13 protein-coding genes are annotated in these 14624 nt (G+C 60.1%); 1 reads left to right on the plus strand and 12 read right to left on the minus strand.

Annotation, left to right across the window (positions count from 1 at the left end):
• Positions 1-5: 5 nt before the first annotated feature.
• From ACOQFS_RS22955 to ACOQFS_RS23000, 10 genes are all read right to left on the minus strand, one after another.
• Positions 6-2468, minus strand: coding sequence for a DNA topoisomerase (locus tag ACOQFS_RS22955; protein ID WP_421565100.1), 2463 nt, complete (start codon positions 2466-2468; stop codon positions 6-8).
• Between the two features lie 22 nt (positions 2469-2490).
• The gene (locus ACOQFS_RS22960) at positions 2491-2943 is read right to left on the minus strand and encodes a hypothetical protein (RefSeq protein WP_421565101.1); all 453 of its coding nucleotides are present in this window, start codon (positions 2941-2943) and stop codon (positions 2491-2493) included.
• Positions 2921-4456 (minus strand): toprim domain-containing protein, encoded by a 1536-nt coding sequence (locus ACOQFS_RS22965; RefSeq protein WP_421565102.1) that lies wholly within the window; start codon positions 4454-4456, stop codon positions 2921-2923. Before ACOQFS_RS22965 ends, ACOQFS_RS22960 begins: the two co-directional genes overlap by 23 nt.
• A gap of 15 nt (positions 4457-4471) precedes the next feature.
• Positions 4472-4858, minus strand: coding sequence for a hypothetical protein (locus ACOQFS_RS22970; protein WP_421565103.1), 387 nt, complete (start codon positions 4856-4858; stop codon positions 4472-4474).
• A 9-nt stretch (positions 4859-4867) separates the two neighbouring features.
• Positions 4868-5422 (minus strand): hypothetical protein, encoded by a 555-nt coding sequence (locus ACOQFS_RS22975; RefSeq protein WP_421565104.1) that lies wholly within the window; start codon positions 5420-5422, stop codon positions 4868-4870.
• A gap of 120 nt (positions 5423-5542) precedes the next feature.
• Positions 5543-6304: a hypothetical protein gene (locus tag ACOQFS_RS22980; RefSeq protein WP_421565105.1), complete on the minus strand. Its 762-nt coding sequence runs from the start codon at positions 6302-6304 to the stop codon at positions 5543-5545.
• A complete protein-coding gene (locus ACOQFS_RS22985) occupies positions 6301-6768 on the minus strand; it encodes a hypothetical protein (RefSeq protein WP_421565106.1) in 468 nt (155 codons plus the stop codon). The genes ACOQFS_RS22980 and ACOQFS_RS22985 overlap by 4 nt, the downstream gene beginning before the upstream one ends.
• Positions 6758-7678: a hypothetical protein gene (locus ACOQFS_RS22990; RefSeq protein ID WP_421565107.1), complete on the minus strand. Its 921-nt coding sequence runs from the start codon at positions 7676-7678 to the stop codon at positions 6758-6760. Before ACOQFS_RS22990 ends, ACOQFS_RS22985 begins: the two co-directional genes overlap by 11 nt.
• A gap of 42 nt (positions 7679-7720) precedes the next feature.
• Entirely contained in the window at positions 7721-8002 is a 282-nt protein-coding gene (locus ACOQFS_RS22995; RefSeq protein WP_421565108.1) for a hypothetical protein, read from the minus strand.
• Positions 7995-9533: an ATP-binding protein gene (locus tag ACOQFS_RS23000; protein ID WP_421565109.1), complete on the minus strand. Its 1539-nt coding sequence runs from the start codon at positions 9531-9533 to the stop codon at positions 7995-7997. The genes ACOQFS_RS22995 and ACOQFS_RS23000 overlap by 8 nt, the downstream gene beginning before the upstream one ends.
• Positions 9534-9951: 418 nt before the next feature.
• Here ACOQFS_RS23000 and ACOQFS_RS23005 point away from each other — a divergent pair, with 418 nt between their 5' ends.
• The gene (locus ACOQFS_RS23005) at positions 9952-10878 is read left to right on the plus strand and encodes a ParB/RepB/Spo0J family partition protein (protein ID WP_421565110.1); all 927 of its coding nucleotides are present in this window, start codon (positions 9952-9954) and stop codon (positions 10876-10878) included.
• Positions 10879-11067: 189 nt separating this feature from the next.
• On the opposite strand, the gene ACOQFS_RS23010 is transcribed toward ACOQFS_RS23005, so the two are convergent.
• A complete protein-coding gene (locus tag ACOQFS_RS23010; RefSeq protein ID WP_421565111.1) occupies positions 11068-11448 on the minus strand; it encodes a hypothetical protein in 381 nt (126 codons plus the stop codon).
• Positions 11445-14621 (minus strand): LPD1 domain-containing protein, encoded by a 3177-nt coding sequence (locus tag ACOQFS_RS23015; RefSeq protein WP_421565112.1) that lies wholly within the window; start codon positions 14619-14621, stop codon positions 11445-11447. The genes ACOQFS_RS23010 and ACOQFS_RS23015 overlap by 4 nt, the downstream gene beginning before the upstream one ends.
• Positions 14622-14624 lie beyond the last annotated feature (3 nt).

A 14624-nucleotide genomic window follows, 5' to 3' on the forward strand; every position in this document is an offset into this window, starting at 1 on the left:
CATCCTCACTTGTCCTCGAAAAAGAAAGAAACCTTGCCCGTTGGGTCCAGGCGCAGGCCTGCGGCGAATTTCTTCTTGGCAGCAGACGTGAACCCACTTACTGGAGCCAATGAGCCCGTGCGGATCAGCGTCGATGCCTCACGCTCAGAGAGCGTTCGGCCAGCGATGTTTGCCCACAGCGTGAAGTCCCCTGTTGCACACGAGTACCTGGGCTTGTCGCCACCCAGATGGCGCAACTCGCCCTGGCACCGTGGACAAGGTGCCTCGAATGGCTTGGCGGCTGCAGCGGCGCCGCTGGCCTCCGCTGAATCTGCGAACTCGAAGCCCATGGAGAAATCGTCCTTGAGCACGAGGATCGCGTCGAATTTGCGCTTCGTCTTGCTGCTGTGGAAACCCTTGAGCAAGCCCGTTCGGCGCTTGGTCAACAGCTCGGTCATCTCGTCGGGCGTTATCACGCGCTCCGACACCGTGGTCCAGATCCCAAAACCGCAACTGCATTCGAGCTTGCGGTTACCGCGCAGCTCGCCGCCACACTTCGGGCATGGGGTCTTGAAAACCCGCTGAGTCGGCTCAGGCATGTCCGAGGCCTTGCCCTTGAGCACGTCGATCATGCCGCGCGCACTCTTGCCAATGCCGGACATGAATTCATGGCGGGAAAGGCGCCCGTGCTGCACGTCCTGCAGCCGGTGCTCCCACGAAGCCGTCATTTCGGCAGAGGTGAGCGCGGACAGGTTGTTGCGGGTCAGGAACTCATATAGACCGTCGCCCTTGTCCGTTGGAACCAGAAACTGCTCTTTGCCTTCACGGGTCATATAGGGCTGCTTGGGCTTCTCCCTGCTACCAGTGCTCAGCAAGCCTTCGATGATGGCCGCCCGCGTCGCTGGCGTGCCCAGGCCGGTTTCGCGGATCGCCGCGCGCAGCTCGGAATCCGCAAGTGTTTTCCCGGCCTTCTCCATCGCCCCCAGCAACGTGCTTTCGTTGTAGCGAGATGGAGGCTTGGTCTTGCTGCCAGCAGCCGCGACACCCTGGTTGCGCACTGTCTCCCCCTGGACGTAAGCGCACAGGCTTGGCGCATCACCCTTTTGGCGGTCCCCGCCCCACACCACACGCCACCCTGCATCGAGCATCACCCGCCCGGAAGTGCGGAAACGCTCGTCGGCCACCACAGTGATACGTGTGGTGGTCTGGTACACCGCATTCGGGTAGAAGGCCGCGATGAACCGGCGCGCGATCAGGTCGTAGACGCGCTGCTCATCGTCGGACAGGCCGCTCGGCCTCGTGCCCGTGGGGATGATCGCAAAGTGATCGGAAATCTCGTTGTTGTCGAAAATCCGCTTGTTTGGCTTCACCCAGCCGCCGTCGATGACGGCCTGCGCCAATGCGGCATAGGCAGTGCCGCCAAACTGCCCCATCAGAGCTGCAGCAGGGGCCACGTAATCCTCCGGCAGCGCCTTCGCGTCAGTCCGGGGGTAGGTGGTGACCTTGTGCGTCTCGTACAGCGCCTGGGCAATGTCCAACGTCTTCTTCGCGGAGAACTTGAAGCGCTTGTTCGCCTCACGTTGCAGCGTGGTGAGATCGAATAGGCGCTGCGGCGCTTCCTCGGTGCGCTTAGATTCCTCAGTCACGCTGCTCGGCGGGACACCGTGGCACTTCGCCACCAGGGCGTCGGCCCTGGCCTTGTCGAAGATGCGCTGACCCGTCGAGGCCTCGGGTTCGGCACCAGCATCATCGTCGTCCACCTCGTCAACAGCCTCGGCCTTGGAGCTGGCATCAAACCAAGTCCCCTGGTAGCTCCCAGCAGCGACACCAAAGGTGCCGCGCACCTCCCAGAAATCCTTGGGCACGAAACCCTTGATAGCGCGCTCACGCGCCACCACCAGCGACAGGGTGGGCGTCTGAACCCGCCCCACGCTCATCAGCTCGTAAGCGCCATTCTGGCGCTCGTGAAGGCGAGTCACGCCACGGGTGCCATTGATTCCCATGACCCAATCGGCCTCGCTGCGGCAGTAAGCAGCATCAGCAAGGCCCTGGAATTTTGCACCGTCGCTGCGGTGCTTCCAGGCCTCAAGGATGGAGTCGTGCGTCATCGACTGCAGCCACATACGGCTCATGGGCTTGCGGCAACCCGCGTAATCGAAAATGAGTCGAAAGATCAGCTCACCCTCGCGCCCAGCGTCGCAAGCATTCACAACCTCCGTCACCGATGAGTCTTTCATCAGCTTGACCAGTTGCCGGAGCTGCGGGCCTGCGTCCTTCGTTGGACGCAGCTCAAACCGCTGAGGGATCACCGGCAAGTCGTTCAAGCTCCTGCCACCCTCGTCCGCCTCTTTCGAGAAAATCTCGATCAGGTGGCCGCGTGCATTCGACACAATCGCGTCGGCACGCTCGTAGTGGCCGTCGATCTTGCTGAATCCACCCAGCGCCTTCGCTATGTCACCAGCAACCGATGGCTTCTCGGCAACGATCAAGACTCTTCCCATCACCATCCCCTCAGTGCGCTTGGCCTGCGTCCTGCTCGGCCTTGTTGATGAACTGCTCAACGATCTCTTGCGCCTTGATGGCACGGGCTTCCTCATCGTTCGCCGCGAGCACGGCGATACGAATTGCGCCGACACTGCCGTCGCAAGCACCTTTCGAGTAGGCAACCAGCACACGCATCACATACAAGGGATCGCGCTCACTGCGCCCCCCTTGGGTTTCGTTGATGTGGTTTGTCAGAGCACGGAGAGCGTCCAGCAGATCGTTCTTGCGCGCGAACTCGATCAAAGGCCCAATTTCCACCGGCTTGAATACTGGATGGATCACGAGTGGAGTGACCTTCTCCGCGTCGATGGCATCCCAGAATGTGATGCCATCGGCGCCGACCATGACGGTCTTGCGGCCACCGTAAAGGTCTTCGACCTCCAGAAAAGTGGCGGGCCTATATTTCGTTCTCTTGTCCATATTCATGCTCCTGCACTAAAGGCATCCCATCGTCCGTGACCACGGGGATGCCAAATTTTTCAACCATCTCAGCAACCATCAAGGCTGCTGGTTCACGGTGCGTTCCAAGGTAATCCTCAACCATTTTTGCGAGGTTGCGGTGCTGGAACAGTTGGCCAACGTTTGCACTCCAATCCCGCCCCTTTGCCGTCAACTCGAAGTCCTCATTTACCAGCCCGCGCGAAGCGAATTTGTTGACATGCTCCACCAGCGTCGAAGGACGGCCAAGGCCGTTCTTGTGCATTAGATGCAACAGGCTCTGCTCCTGGGTCCAAGGCTTGAATCCGGCCTCCGGCACAACCACTGGGTACAGACGCAAACCGGCTTCCGTCTTTCGGTGCCAGGGCAAACCTGCAAGCTCATCAGGCAGTCGCTGCAGATCGCGCAGCGCTGGCTGCTCCAGCGTGCAGCGCACTCCACAATCCACCAGATTGCGAGCGACGAGAACAAGCACATGCTCCGGCAGGGATAGCAGTTCTGCCGCCCGATTCAACGGCACCTCGAAAGTCGCGGGGTTCGGCGCCTCATGGCCGTGCTCAACCTGCAGGCCATGGGCGCGCACGGCGGTGAAACGCTCAGCGTCGAAGGCGGCGCCGTTCATGCGAGCTATCACATCGAGACGCCGTGCGGCGTCCACGCTGATCGCCTGGGCCATTGATCGCGGGTATGTCATCTGCCCCCGCTCATACAAGTCCTGCATCGCCCTGGAAACGTCAGCCACTTCGGCACCCGTCTCTACGCTCGACAGCAGGACAATCTCACCGTAGTTGAGGGGACGGGCTCCTACCGTCGATTCAACGCTACTGCCGACCGACAGATGCACGTCCAGCATCGCGGGCTCAGGAGTGTCGTCGCCAGCGAACACTGGCCGCTGCGCGATCCAGGGCTCGCCGCCGTCCTCGGCAGTGGCTGTGTAGGTTGCAACCCCAACTACGGGCTTTTGCTGAGCCAAGGCCAGGAGAAGCGATCCCTGCACTCGACCCACTGCGCCCTCGGAGCTGGAGAGTGCGCCAACGAGGCGATCCAGCACACGCCTTGCATCGCCCTTCGCCGCCGACAGCGGGTCAAAGGGCAATGCCTCATCGAATGCAGCATGCACCTCAGACGGAGACAGGGCACGAAGCCGCACACGCACCACACGCGAACGGTCCTCGGGGGCAATGACCAAACGCCACACGTCTCTGGCGATCACGTCGCCCTCTTGGTCGTCATCAGTGGCGAGGACGATCCGGCCTGTAGTGTTTTGCGCAGCCTCTCGGATGCGTTCGCACGTAGCTATGCGATCCTCTCGGATCGCATAGCTTGTCTCACGAAAGCTGCTTGTGATTCCCAGTGGCGACAGCCGCGCCGGGTTGCCTGCAATGTGGCCTGCGGTGGCCTCCACCTCGAAGCCACGCATCCCAGCTCGCCAAAGCACATCCTTCAAGCTGGCGCGCTTGCCGGGTGCTTCAATGATGACAAGCGTCTCAGCCATGGCCTGGGACGCCCGTCAGGAACGCGCCGCCAACCCCGTCACCTCAGCGAAGTAATCGCAGGCGAGAAACAGCCCATCGGATGCCTGCTCCGCACCCACAGGCCCCGTGAAATTCATGTCTGCACGCTCCTCGGAGAGGCAGTAAATCTGAGCCTCATCGTCGTCCAGGCTCAGGGTGGCATTCAGAACATTAGTCGGCACGCCGTTCACACGGGACAGCACACCAAACTCGATCACCCCATCCGCATCGGAGAAGCTGGCCCTGACTCCATCCAGCTCAACGCCAGACACGAGCCAAGAAACGCGCAGCGGCTCAATGCCGTTGCGCGTCAACTCCGCCCCTGCAGCGGTCAGGTAGCCGTAGACACGGCCCCGAATTGCATCAGCGAAGCTGGTCGCCATCTTCACCCCTTACTCGAAGGAAGGCCCATTGGGCAGTACACGGCTCCACTGGATGCCAGAACCACCGGACATGGCCTCCAGATTCGCAAACTTCACCTCGACAGGATGGGATTCAATCCACGAAGCGCGTGCGTGGTACACCTCAATGAACCGATACAAGTCCTCGAAAGACATTGCAGACTCTGCAGCGCGCAGGACACCGATGGAGATCAGCTCAGGCGGCAAATTGACCTTGCGCAGTGATTCCGCCAGCTCGGCATTGCGCGCATGCAACTCGGCATGGCTTGCGGCCACGACCGTGGGCTGCATGTCCTTGTAAACCATCATGCCCCGGCTGCTGTCTGCACCCACGGACATGCCCTCGACGCCAAAGGCGCCATCGAGATCGGTGAATTCGTAGCGAATCACGCTCAACAGCGCCCGACCCAGGCCGCTATTCGCGTATTCAGGCAAATCGACTTGCACCAGTGAGAGCTGAGGCGCATCGAACAGCTCGCGCTGCGGGTCGATGTAGTTCCCGAAAGCGAGACTGCGTGCTTTGATCGACTGTTCCAGATTGCTCATCTCGTACTCCATTCCGATGTGCGCCACCATGGCGACGCGCTGCCATTATGGCACCAATACTAACGCACTTTCTCGAACTATGTTCAAAAAAACGTCGTTGCAATTATTGAAATTTTTAGGTTAAAGCGAATGAGCCCGATGCTCAGGCTCGAAGTCCCAGAGCTGGTAGTCGGGCATTTGGATGCGCTGCGGGTCAGTGAACAGCACGTAGCGCTGCGGCTCCTTGCTGATCTGGTCCATTGCCTGGAACAACACGCGGTTGACCTCCAACGGCCCGCTGGTGGCCGCGATCATCCCTATCCGCTCCATGCCCTGCTCCATGGACCTCTTCACTGCGTCTGCGCTGGCCTTGTTCAGATGCTCCAGGCTGTCCATGGCGCCCAGGATTTTCGAGGTGGAACCGTAGATCGAGCGAGCGATCCGGTCCACGTCAGGCCGTTCACCGTTGGCAATGGCCTTGGCGATTTCTTCCGAAATGTCCTTGAGGTGTCCCGCATAGCGGGTGGACTCGGCCTCAAAGAAGGTTGTGGCGGCTTCCAGATAAGTCTTGAGGTCAGCACCACGACCCAGAGACTTCTCGGAAGAGTAGGTTTCCTTCGCCAGCTTCGCCAACAGTTGAATGCGATCACGGTGCTGCTCTTCCGGCGAGCTGCCGTCCTCGCGACCTTTGCGCATGAGGTCGATCAGCAGCGGCATGTTTTCGACCATAGCCTGCTGGACCCACGCATCCTGCATCCACAGCAAGACATTGCGATCAACGCGCTTGCCCGCATCGGCCATGGCGATCAGGTCAGGGATGACCAATTTCTCCAGCACCGGCTCGCGTGCGATCTGGACTGTTTTGCGCGTTGCCGCGCCCCGTTGTTGCCCATAAGTGCTCATACCCGTGGCCCCTGTTGCTGTTGGTTGCCGAAAGCTGTCGCCTCGCGCCCCACTCGCGTGTTGCGCTCCAAGGTGAAATCTGGATGGATGGACTGCGCAGCCGCCTCGAATACACGAGCCACATCCGCACGGTGTTCGAGCACGTAGGAATCGAACACCTCGACCACAAACGGGCCGACGCGATGAAATGGAGCCAGCTTGTCTATGTTTCGCACAGCGACCAGGGGAAAGGCCTCTTTGCTTTCAGGATCGAGCTTGTAGTCGTAGCCAAATTCGCCCATGCCCACATAGCGCGAAACGCCCTGTGCGAGGCAAATCACCGAAGGCAGAAGCATGTCCGCAACATCCTCGGGGAACAGGCGAGCCCTGTCATACAAAAACTGCGTGCCCTGCGCGTGCTCGCGCTCAGCCAATCCCGTCACCAGGGTCATCAAAGACTCCCAGTTCTTTTCCTCAAACGACATTTTTACCCTCCGATCTGCCCGACTGGGCAATGACGATCAACTCACACACCTCGTATGTCTTGCGCATCACGCGGTCATGCTCTTCAAGCACATGCTCGTAGTTCATGCCGCCGATGCGCTCGTAGTTACCAATGGCGAACGCGCGGTCGATCTCCTGCATGTCATGCAGCTTCTCGACCGCCTTGCGTGCACATGCGTTGTAGACCTGGGCCATCACATCCACACTCACCCCGTAAGCGCGCTGGATCATCAAGGCCTGCCCGTATTCCGTCATGCCGTCCACGCCCTGTAGCGCGTGGAATTCCGCCTGTGCCGCCACGGCATAGACCAGACGGCACGCCATCGCTTCCGTGTCCATCACGTAGAAGTCGAACAGGTTCACGAGTCCCATCATCACCGGGGCCGCGTGCAGTGTGGCGAGCTTGCGCGCAGCGCCAAGGTCCAACTGCCCCGACGATTTCGGGAACAACCTGGGCTGCTTGGCGCTCACCGCCTCAATCAGGCGCCCGAAGAGTGCCATCGGCAATTCTTTCGTGCGCCCCCCGATCTGACGCCACTTGAATTCTTCGGTCACCGTTTCCAGAGCCACTGCAGTGCACATGGCAAAGGCCGCGCCGTAGTCTGGGTGATCCTCGTTCACCCCGGCGATTGCAAGGCATGTCTGGCGAACCGCTGCAAGCCGCTTGAGCACATTCGTCATGCCCCCAAGAATCTCACCATCGCCCAGGTCCGCACTGACGTGGTAGACCCGCGAGACGATCTGAGCGGCCAACTTGGCGCTTGCACATCGCTGACGCACGTCGCCATCGGCGATCAGGCTGATCTGCGCGGTGGTGTCCGCCACTGACTCCCCCAGATCGGCCTCAGCAAGTCTGGTGACATGCATTGCGCTGGGATCAAATGCCCCCATCACACAGTCCTCCACTAAAGAGCACGGGCAGCTCCGCGAACATCAGCATTCCTTGCGAATGAGCCATCGGTACACACCCAGAAGATTCGCACACAGAAAGATCGTTTGCTGCGCTATCAGAGGGTGAGAACCCAGGCGGTACGCAGCAACAATCCATGCAATGCTGGACACGATCCACAACACCCAAGCCCAAGGGGCGAGCCGCCCACGCCAAGCGAGCAACACCGCGCCGGAGATCCCCGTAGCGGCACCCAGCATCTCAACGGGAGACATGGCGAGCACAGCCGCCCACAGCGTCGAGAGCAGGCTGTGAACATCAACCATGGCCCATCTCCGGTATCACTACCCAATGCCAATCGTTCTTGGGAGCGCCGCGAGACTTGATCTGAACCAGCATCGACTTCTGCAGCTTGATCCAGGCAAGCGCCTGCTCTTCCACGCGCAGCTTGGTGGCAGCACCCCGCCAATACAGCTCGTCAATGCCGAGGATGACTTTGGTGGACACGGCGGCAATGAAATCCTCGGAGAAGTGTGTTGGCGACTGCGAGATACAGATCAATGCGACACCGAACTTACGTGCTTCTTTAGCAATCGTGTTGAGGGGATTTTCAGGGTCCGCGTCAAAGAAGATGTGGGCCTCATCCACCACGATAACTGTGGTTGGCTGCGCCTGCTCGCCCGACTCAACAGCCTGCGCGAAAAGCTCCTGCAACTTGAACAACACGAACAGCTTGCGCTCTTCCAACCCCAGTGCGCGAATGTCATAACGCCACACCGAAGCATTTGGATCGAATGGCGGAGGTTTTGGTTTGAACACCCCGATGGCATTCATGTTCTCCAGCCGATCCACGACCCCTTTCAACACATCAGTGCTGTCATAGCGAAGCAGGTCATCGACCTCGCGCCCAGTCGAAATGGCGCTCACATACTCGGTGTAGGCTTCGATTGCCTTCTGCTTGGCCTTATCAATGTCAGCCTGCATCTTCTCGTCGGAAAAGCCTCGCTCACCTTTGCGCAAGGCTTCAAGCAGCTTGCGTTGATAGGCTGCAGACGCTTTGTTTGCCGCAGCCAGACAGGTGATGGCCTCCTGACCACTGCCCAAAAAGCTCTGCTTCATGATGTAGCGAGCTGTCCGCAGCACATCGCTGATCGAGGGATAGGTCCGTGTCAGCGTCTTCGGAGGCCATCTGGTGATGGCACCGTCGTACTCCCTGGCGTCGATGTACCAGCAGCGCGCTCCGGCATCCCAACGAGCGCCCAATGACTTCGCCGAATCTTTTTCCGCGAGTGGCACGTCGATGTACAGCTTTCCGCTGCCATCGCTCATCAGGTGCGATTCATCTTCGTTGACGGCCCAAGTGCTGGGGTCGTCCTGACGAAAGCCATGACGCTCGTACACGTCATACAGGACGTTGCGCAGGGTTGCCTGCTGCTTTGGCCCCAATTCACGCATGACACTGTTCATGGTCGCCATGAATCCCTGAACCCGCTTGCGCACTCCACCAAAGTGAGGGTCCGCGCTCAGCTTGAGCGGGTTAATACCCACATCGGTCTGCTCGGAAAACATGACGCTGCTGGCGTTCTCGATGGCAATATCCCCGTGAACGTCAAACACATGAAACCGCACAGGATTTCGGCTATCGCTAGTGGCACTCATCTCGCGCACCATGCGCTTGAGCGTGAACGTTTTCCCGGCGCCCGTCATGCCGCAGATCAGCGCGTGACCATTCACCGTGTAGGCCGTATCACTTGCCACAGGAACTCTGTTGCCAGCTTTCAAGTCCCGTGCTGCGTATCCCCATGTCACACGCACGTCATTCCCCCTTCGCGCGGTCGGGAAGACCTCGAATTGCATCGTCCCAGTACCTGGGCCGCTGTGCGTTCCCCGCCACCTTCTGCAGCCAGTTGGCTGACATATCCCAGCGCCGACCTATCGCCACAAAGGTCCATCCTTTGCGCACGACTTCGGCACGAAATTCGGAGGGTGTCAATCGCTCCAACGGGGAGGTATCCCCCGGCAATTTGTCTGTGGCCATGCCATATCCTTTCCATGTATCCAAATGACTATAGCAGCCACCCAACGCACAGCCATGGCGCATACGCCATGAACACCCACCTAGAGCCATCTTCAAGCAGCTTTTCCGCCACGAACATGGCGCATACGCCACATTTAGATACAAATTAAAGCTGCTTTTTTGCCTCACACCATGGCGTATACGCCATGTTTGCGGCGCATAATACACACATGCACAATCACATGGAGGATCGCAGCAATGTCCGGTAAATCCCTGAAAGCAATGGCCGCCGACAAAGACAACAACGCGGTGAAGAAGACTGACCTGTGGAAAGTCGATCCTCGCGTTTTGATCGAAGTCGAGGGCTTCAATTTGCGCGACTACGACGACCCAGAGGTCATCGCTCAAATCGAGGCGTTCGCAGACGCATATGCTGCGGGGCGCTACGTGCCACCGCTCATCGTGTGGACCGACGATGAGGGCCGCATCAGCCCTGTCGAAGGCCACCTGCGGCGACGTGGCGCAATGCTTGCCATCGAGCGTGGCCACGACCTGCCCTACCTCGAATGCGTGAGCTTCAAGGGCAGCGATGCGGAACGAATCGAAGTGATGCTGCGTTCTGCAGATGGCCTGCAGCTTCGCCCCTTGAACACAGCAATCGGCTACCTGCGACTGCACCGCAAGGGCTACTCCAATCAGGAGATCGCCCAAAAAATGCACCGTACCGTGGCTCGCGTGGAGCAGTTGTTGCTGCTGGGCATGGCGAACAGCGACGTGCATGCACTGGTCAAAAGTGGCAAGGTGTCCGCAGACGCGGCCATCGAAGCTGTGCGCTTGCATGGCGAAGCCGCTGGCGAATACATGCAAAGCACGCTCAACAAGGGTGGAAAGGTCACTCGCGGAGCTGTGCGCGGCGCCGGCATTCCACCCAAGGTTGCAGGAACCGTGACGGGCGCATTTGGCGAACTCTTCGGGAAGCGCACGCGCGGCGGCGTGCTCGAAGGGCTTGCCCGCTGGGAAGCCAGCGGGATGCCAAAGGGGCAGAAAATCGAGGTGGACGCGGCGGCGCTCCTGGCGCTGAAAGAGGCACACGATGCCCTGGAGTCGATCACCGAGAAACGCAGCAGCCGCGCATCGGAGCGCGCGGCCAAAGCCAGTCAGGGGAATCTGGAAGGGCTGGAGTAACCCGCTGCTGGCCCTCGGCAGGCCCGCCGTACCTCGGAGCAGTCCGAGTCGGCGGGTCTTGCTGCGTCTACATGCCCAGGCGCTGCAGGCCTGCAGCGCAGACCCCGAAGGGGGAAGCGTCGTGATGCTGGGCATAGTGAGGCATGCTTTTGATCGCGCGGGTGCCGAGAATTGGTCCCGTTGTGCCGATCAACGCGACGGTGCGATCTCAGGACCGCCAGCCAGTTCGCGCATCCACTCGAATCCAGTCGTGAAATGCGGGAGGTCCAACCCTTCATCCACAGCCTTCAACCCTTCCGACAACTGGATCACTTCGCGCAGGATTTCAGGCTTCGTTGCCTCCAAGTCCCAGCCATCGCTGTGTCTTTCGAGCTGAACAAGATGGCGAGCCTGCGTGAAGGGTTGCCCAGCTACTTCGATGGATTCGCGCAGCGCCGTGTTGAGCTTGCGAGCCACATCCTGGCCCGTGCCCTCTATGCCCTCGGCGAGCTGCGTAGCGTGTCGCAGAAATTCCAAGTGGGCCTCCGGCGTGGCTACCATGTCCTTGTAGTCTTGCACTTGCATTTTCATGGTGTCATGTCCTGTGTTGCTTCGTTGGTAAGCGTTGCGCGGTACTCATCGAGCAGGTTGTCAAAGCAGGCCCGCAGCGCTTCCCGATCCTCGCCCGATGGGTTAGGACTGGCCTCTATGTCGGCCACCTTTCGCCCATCGCCAGCGCCATGGACGAGGTAGTCGCTGCGCCCGCCCAGTTCTTCAATCTTGTCCTGCACATAAGCGGCAAAGGCGCGAGCAAATAGCTCGCGAGTGGTGTTCCAGTAGGGCGCAGACCGAAGGTTGTCCAGCTTTTCTGCATCACGGCTGAACACCGATTGCTTGCGCAAACTGCTTTGTCCAAGCAGCACCTCGGGCACCTGCAGGCCACGCTCTGCATAGGCCTGCAGGGTGCTACCGAGCCCAAGAGCCTTGCCCATGTGCCAGCAGTTATCGCGCATGTGTTTGAAGCCATCTTTGCCCAGCTTGCCGCGCCATTTCGTACTCATTTCATCGCGCACCTCGTCAGCAAGGCTGTGCAACACAGAGAACGAAATCACGCCAGCCTCACCCAGAACACCACGGTACGGGTTGTTGGCCAAGGTATCGGGCAACAGCGCCTCCACGCGCCGCGTTATCTCCATGCGCATGGAGTCCATCGCATGCCCCAGATCAGCAAGGGCCTCGGGCCGCTGCTCCACTGGCACGCTGCCCAGCCAGGATTCCGCATTGGACTTGCTGCGCGCAGCATTGCGCGAGGCCAGCTCAGTCAATTCCTCGACCGTGGCATTCCGCCAACTGAGCCGCGTAGCCAGGACGCGCATCGAATCCAAGGGAGGACTCGTCATCTCGGAGGCATACGTGCCGCCACCAGAAAGCGCCGCGATCTGGTGATCCAGAAAATGCCCCATTTCGTGCGCCAGCGAACCGCCGCCCTTGAGCCGCGTGAGGTTGATGACGGTACGCCCCGGCTCATAGTGAGCAAGCGCCGCCCCCCTGCCTCCAGTTCCACGAGCACCGAAGGCAACGGCCAGTTTGCCGCCCATGCTCAAGTCCTGGGGCCTGAGATTTAGCGCCAGGGCGAGATCGGCGAAGCTGTCGAACGCCGTATTGATGACTGCTTGCCGCTCCTTTTGCGGAAGCCACTCGCCATACTCGATAGCCCGAAACCCGAAGCGCTCAAGCAGCTCGTCAGCCGTCACGTCACGGCCATCGCGCCAGTCTTCCCCGTTGCGCTGCAGATGCTCAAGGTGAGGGACATGCAGCTCTTTGTCGATCTCCGTGCGGCGCTTGCGCTCTGCCGCCTCTTCTTCGGTCGCCGTTTTGGTCGGCTTGACCAGGGCTGTCCAAGGCTCCGCGTACTCCATCCGCTGTGTAGCAGAGTTCCACGACCGCGTTGCCTTTTGGATCTTCTTCTCGGCAGCATAGAAAAAGTCCCGCTGCAGGAACTTGGAGGTGTCCCTTCCTACTTGGTGCCACAGGGAGCCACCGTAGATCAGGCGCTCTTCCCCTTGCGAAAGGTATTCAACGGCAGCAACCGCTGCGCTTCTGAATTCAGCCTCGGTCTTCACGCCTTCAAAGAAATCCCGCATCCGCCCAACTGCGGTCACAAAATTGTCGGCGCACTCGCGATCACTCAGTGGGCTGTACTTCACGGGAGCGGTGTTGATGCTGTCCTTGAACAGCTTCAATGCCATCGCGACCTTCGGCTCCACCCCAGCCTCTTTCATCGCCGCGTAGTTCAAAGGAGGCCACACGTTCTGCTTGTTGACGTGCAACTTGATCTCAAGATCATTCATCGCCAACACATCGTCAAGGGCCATCGCGCGCTTCGCATAGTCCTTGCGCGCACCACCGATCTTCTCGCCCACATCCACATGCTTGCGCGTGTCGGGCGCATCGACCACCAATGGCTGCTGCACAGGTTTGGCCTGCACTGCCTTGGCTGCGGCCATGGCAGCATCCCGCTCTGCAGCGATCTCCGCATTGACCATCTTCTGCCACAGCAGGCGGGCGCCCAACAGGGTGTCAAGCACCTTGTCTTTGGAGGCAATACCCAGCTTCTCAGCACTCAGCGCCAGGGCCTCGTAAGCACTGTTGTCGATGTTGTTGAGCTTGCGAAGGCGCCAGTTCCCACCATCGTTGCGCTCCAAGGCCAGCTCCGTTTCGCCAAAGACCGAATCGGCCAACGACGAATGGCGTTCGACCAGGGCATAGCCCTCGTTGAACACAGCCACCTGACCCCACACCAAATCCGAAGACTCGTCCTTGAGCTGCTTGGGATCGGCGATCCAGCTATCCAGTCGATCCAGTGCCGTCTTCAGGCTAGTGGAATAGGCCATGCGCTCGCGGAGGTAGTCCACCACGAGCGACTGCGGCACCTTGTCCTGGCGCAGCCAGAGCGCGTTTTCCGGGGAGATGGTGCGCCGCAGATCGGGCATCGCCCACACGTCGCGCAAGGCCACGACCTTGCCCTGCCCCACCACGGCAATGGGGACGCTGGCTGCGAAACCGCTCCGGTGGTACTGCCCCTCCTTGAGCCCATCCGCCTGGGCGGCTTCCTCGCTCACGTAGTAGACCGCGAGCGCATCATCACGATAGCCAAGCTGCGATGCCTTGAGCGCAAGCGCAATCGCTATGGTCCGATCCCGGTCCTTGCCCAGCAAACCGGCTGTCTCCAGGGCCTCGCGCAGTGGCACTGGTTTGTCGCTTTGCCCCCAAGGCTGCTGATTGGGAACCCAGACACCGATGGAATCATTCACCATCGCTCTGCGCAGTCGCTCCCAACGTTCCTCGTAGCCTTGAAAATCCTCGCTCGCCACCAGAACACGCTCAAGCGGCATGTCTTCAACATCGTTCACCGTGAGGCCTGGGAACAACCGCTGCAGATCGGACAACTTGATTGAATCGCGCAAGGCCTCCGCAGCGAAGGTTGGGTACTCGGAGCCGTGGGCGTTGAAATCGGCCGCAGTCCCGGAGGCCAGCCGCGTGCTGTCCATCGCGCTGAATCCAAGATCGGCCAGCGCCTCGCGAAAGCGATCCGGGGTGTAGCGCTCCGCTACCGTAGGGTCCAGCACCTGGGCAATGGCCCGTTGCGCTGCCCAGTCCCTGGAATGCGGCATTTCCAGCCGCAATACCGTGCGCGTGCGCGCATCGGACTTTGGCAGCACAGTGAGCTTGGCCGCATAGCGGGAAAGATTGAACCACTTCACTGC

Origin of the sequence: Paracidovorax sp. MALMAid1276, from assembly GCF_049198005.1 — a bacterium.
Taxonomy (GTDB): Bacteria; Pseudomonadota; Gammaproteobacteria; order Burkholderiales; family Burkholderiaceae_C; genus Acidovorax.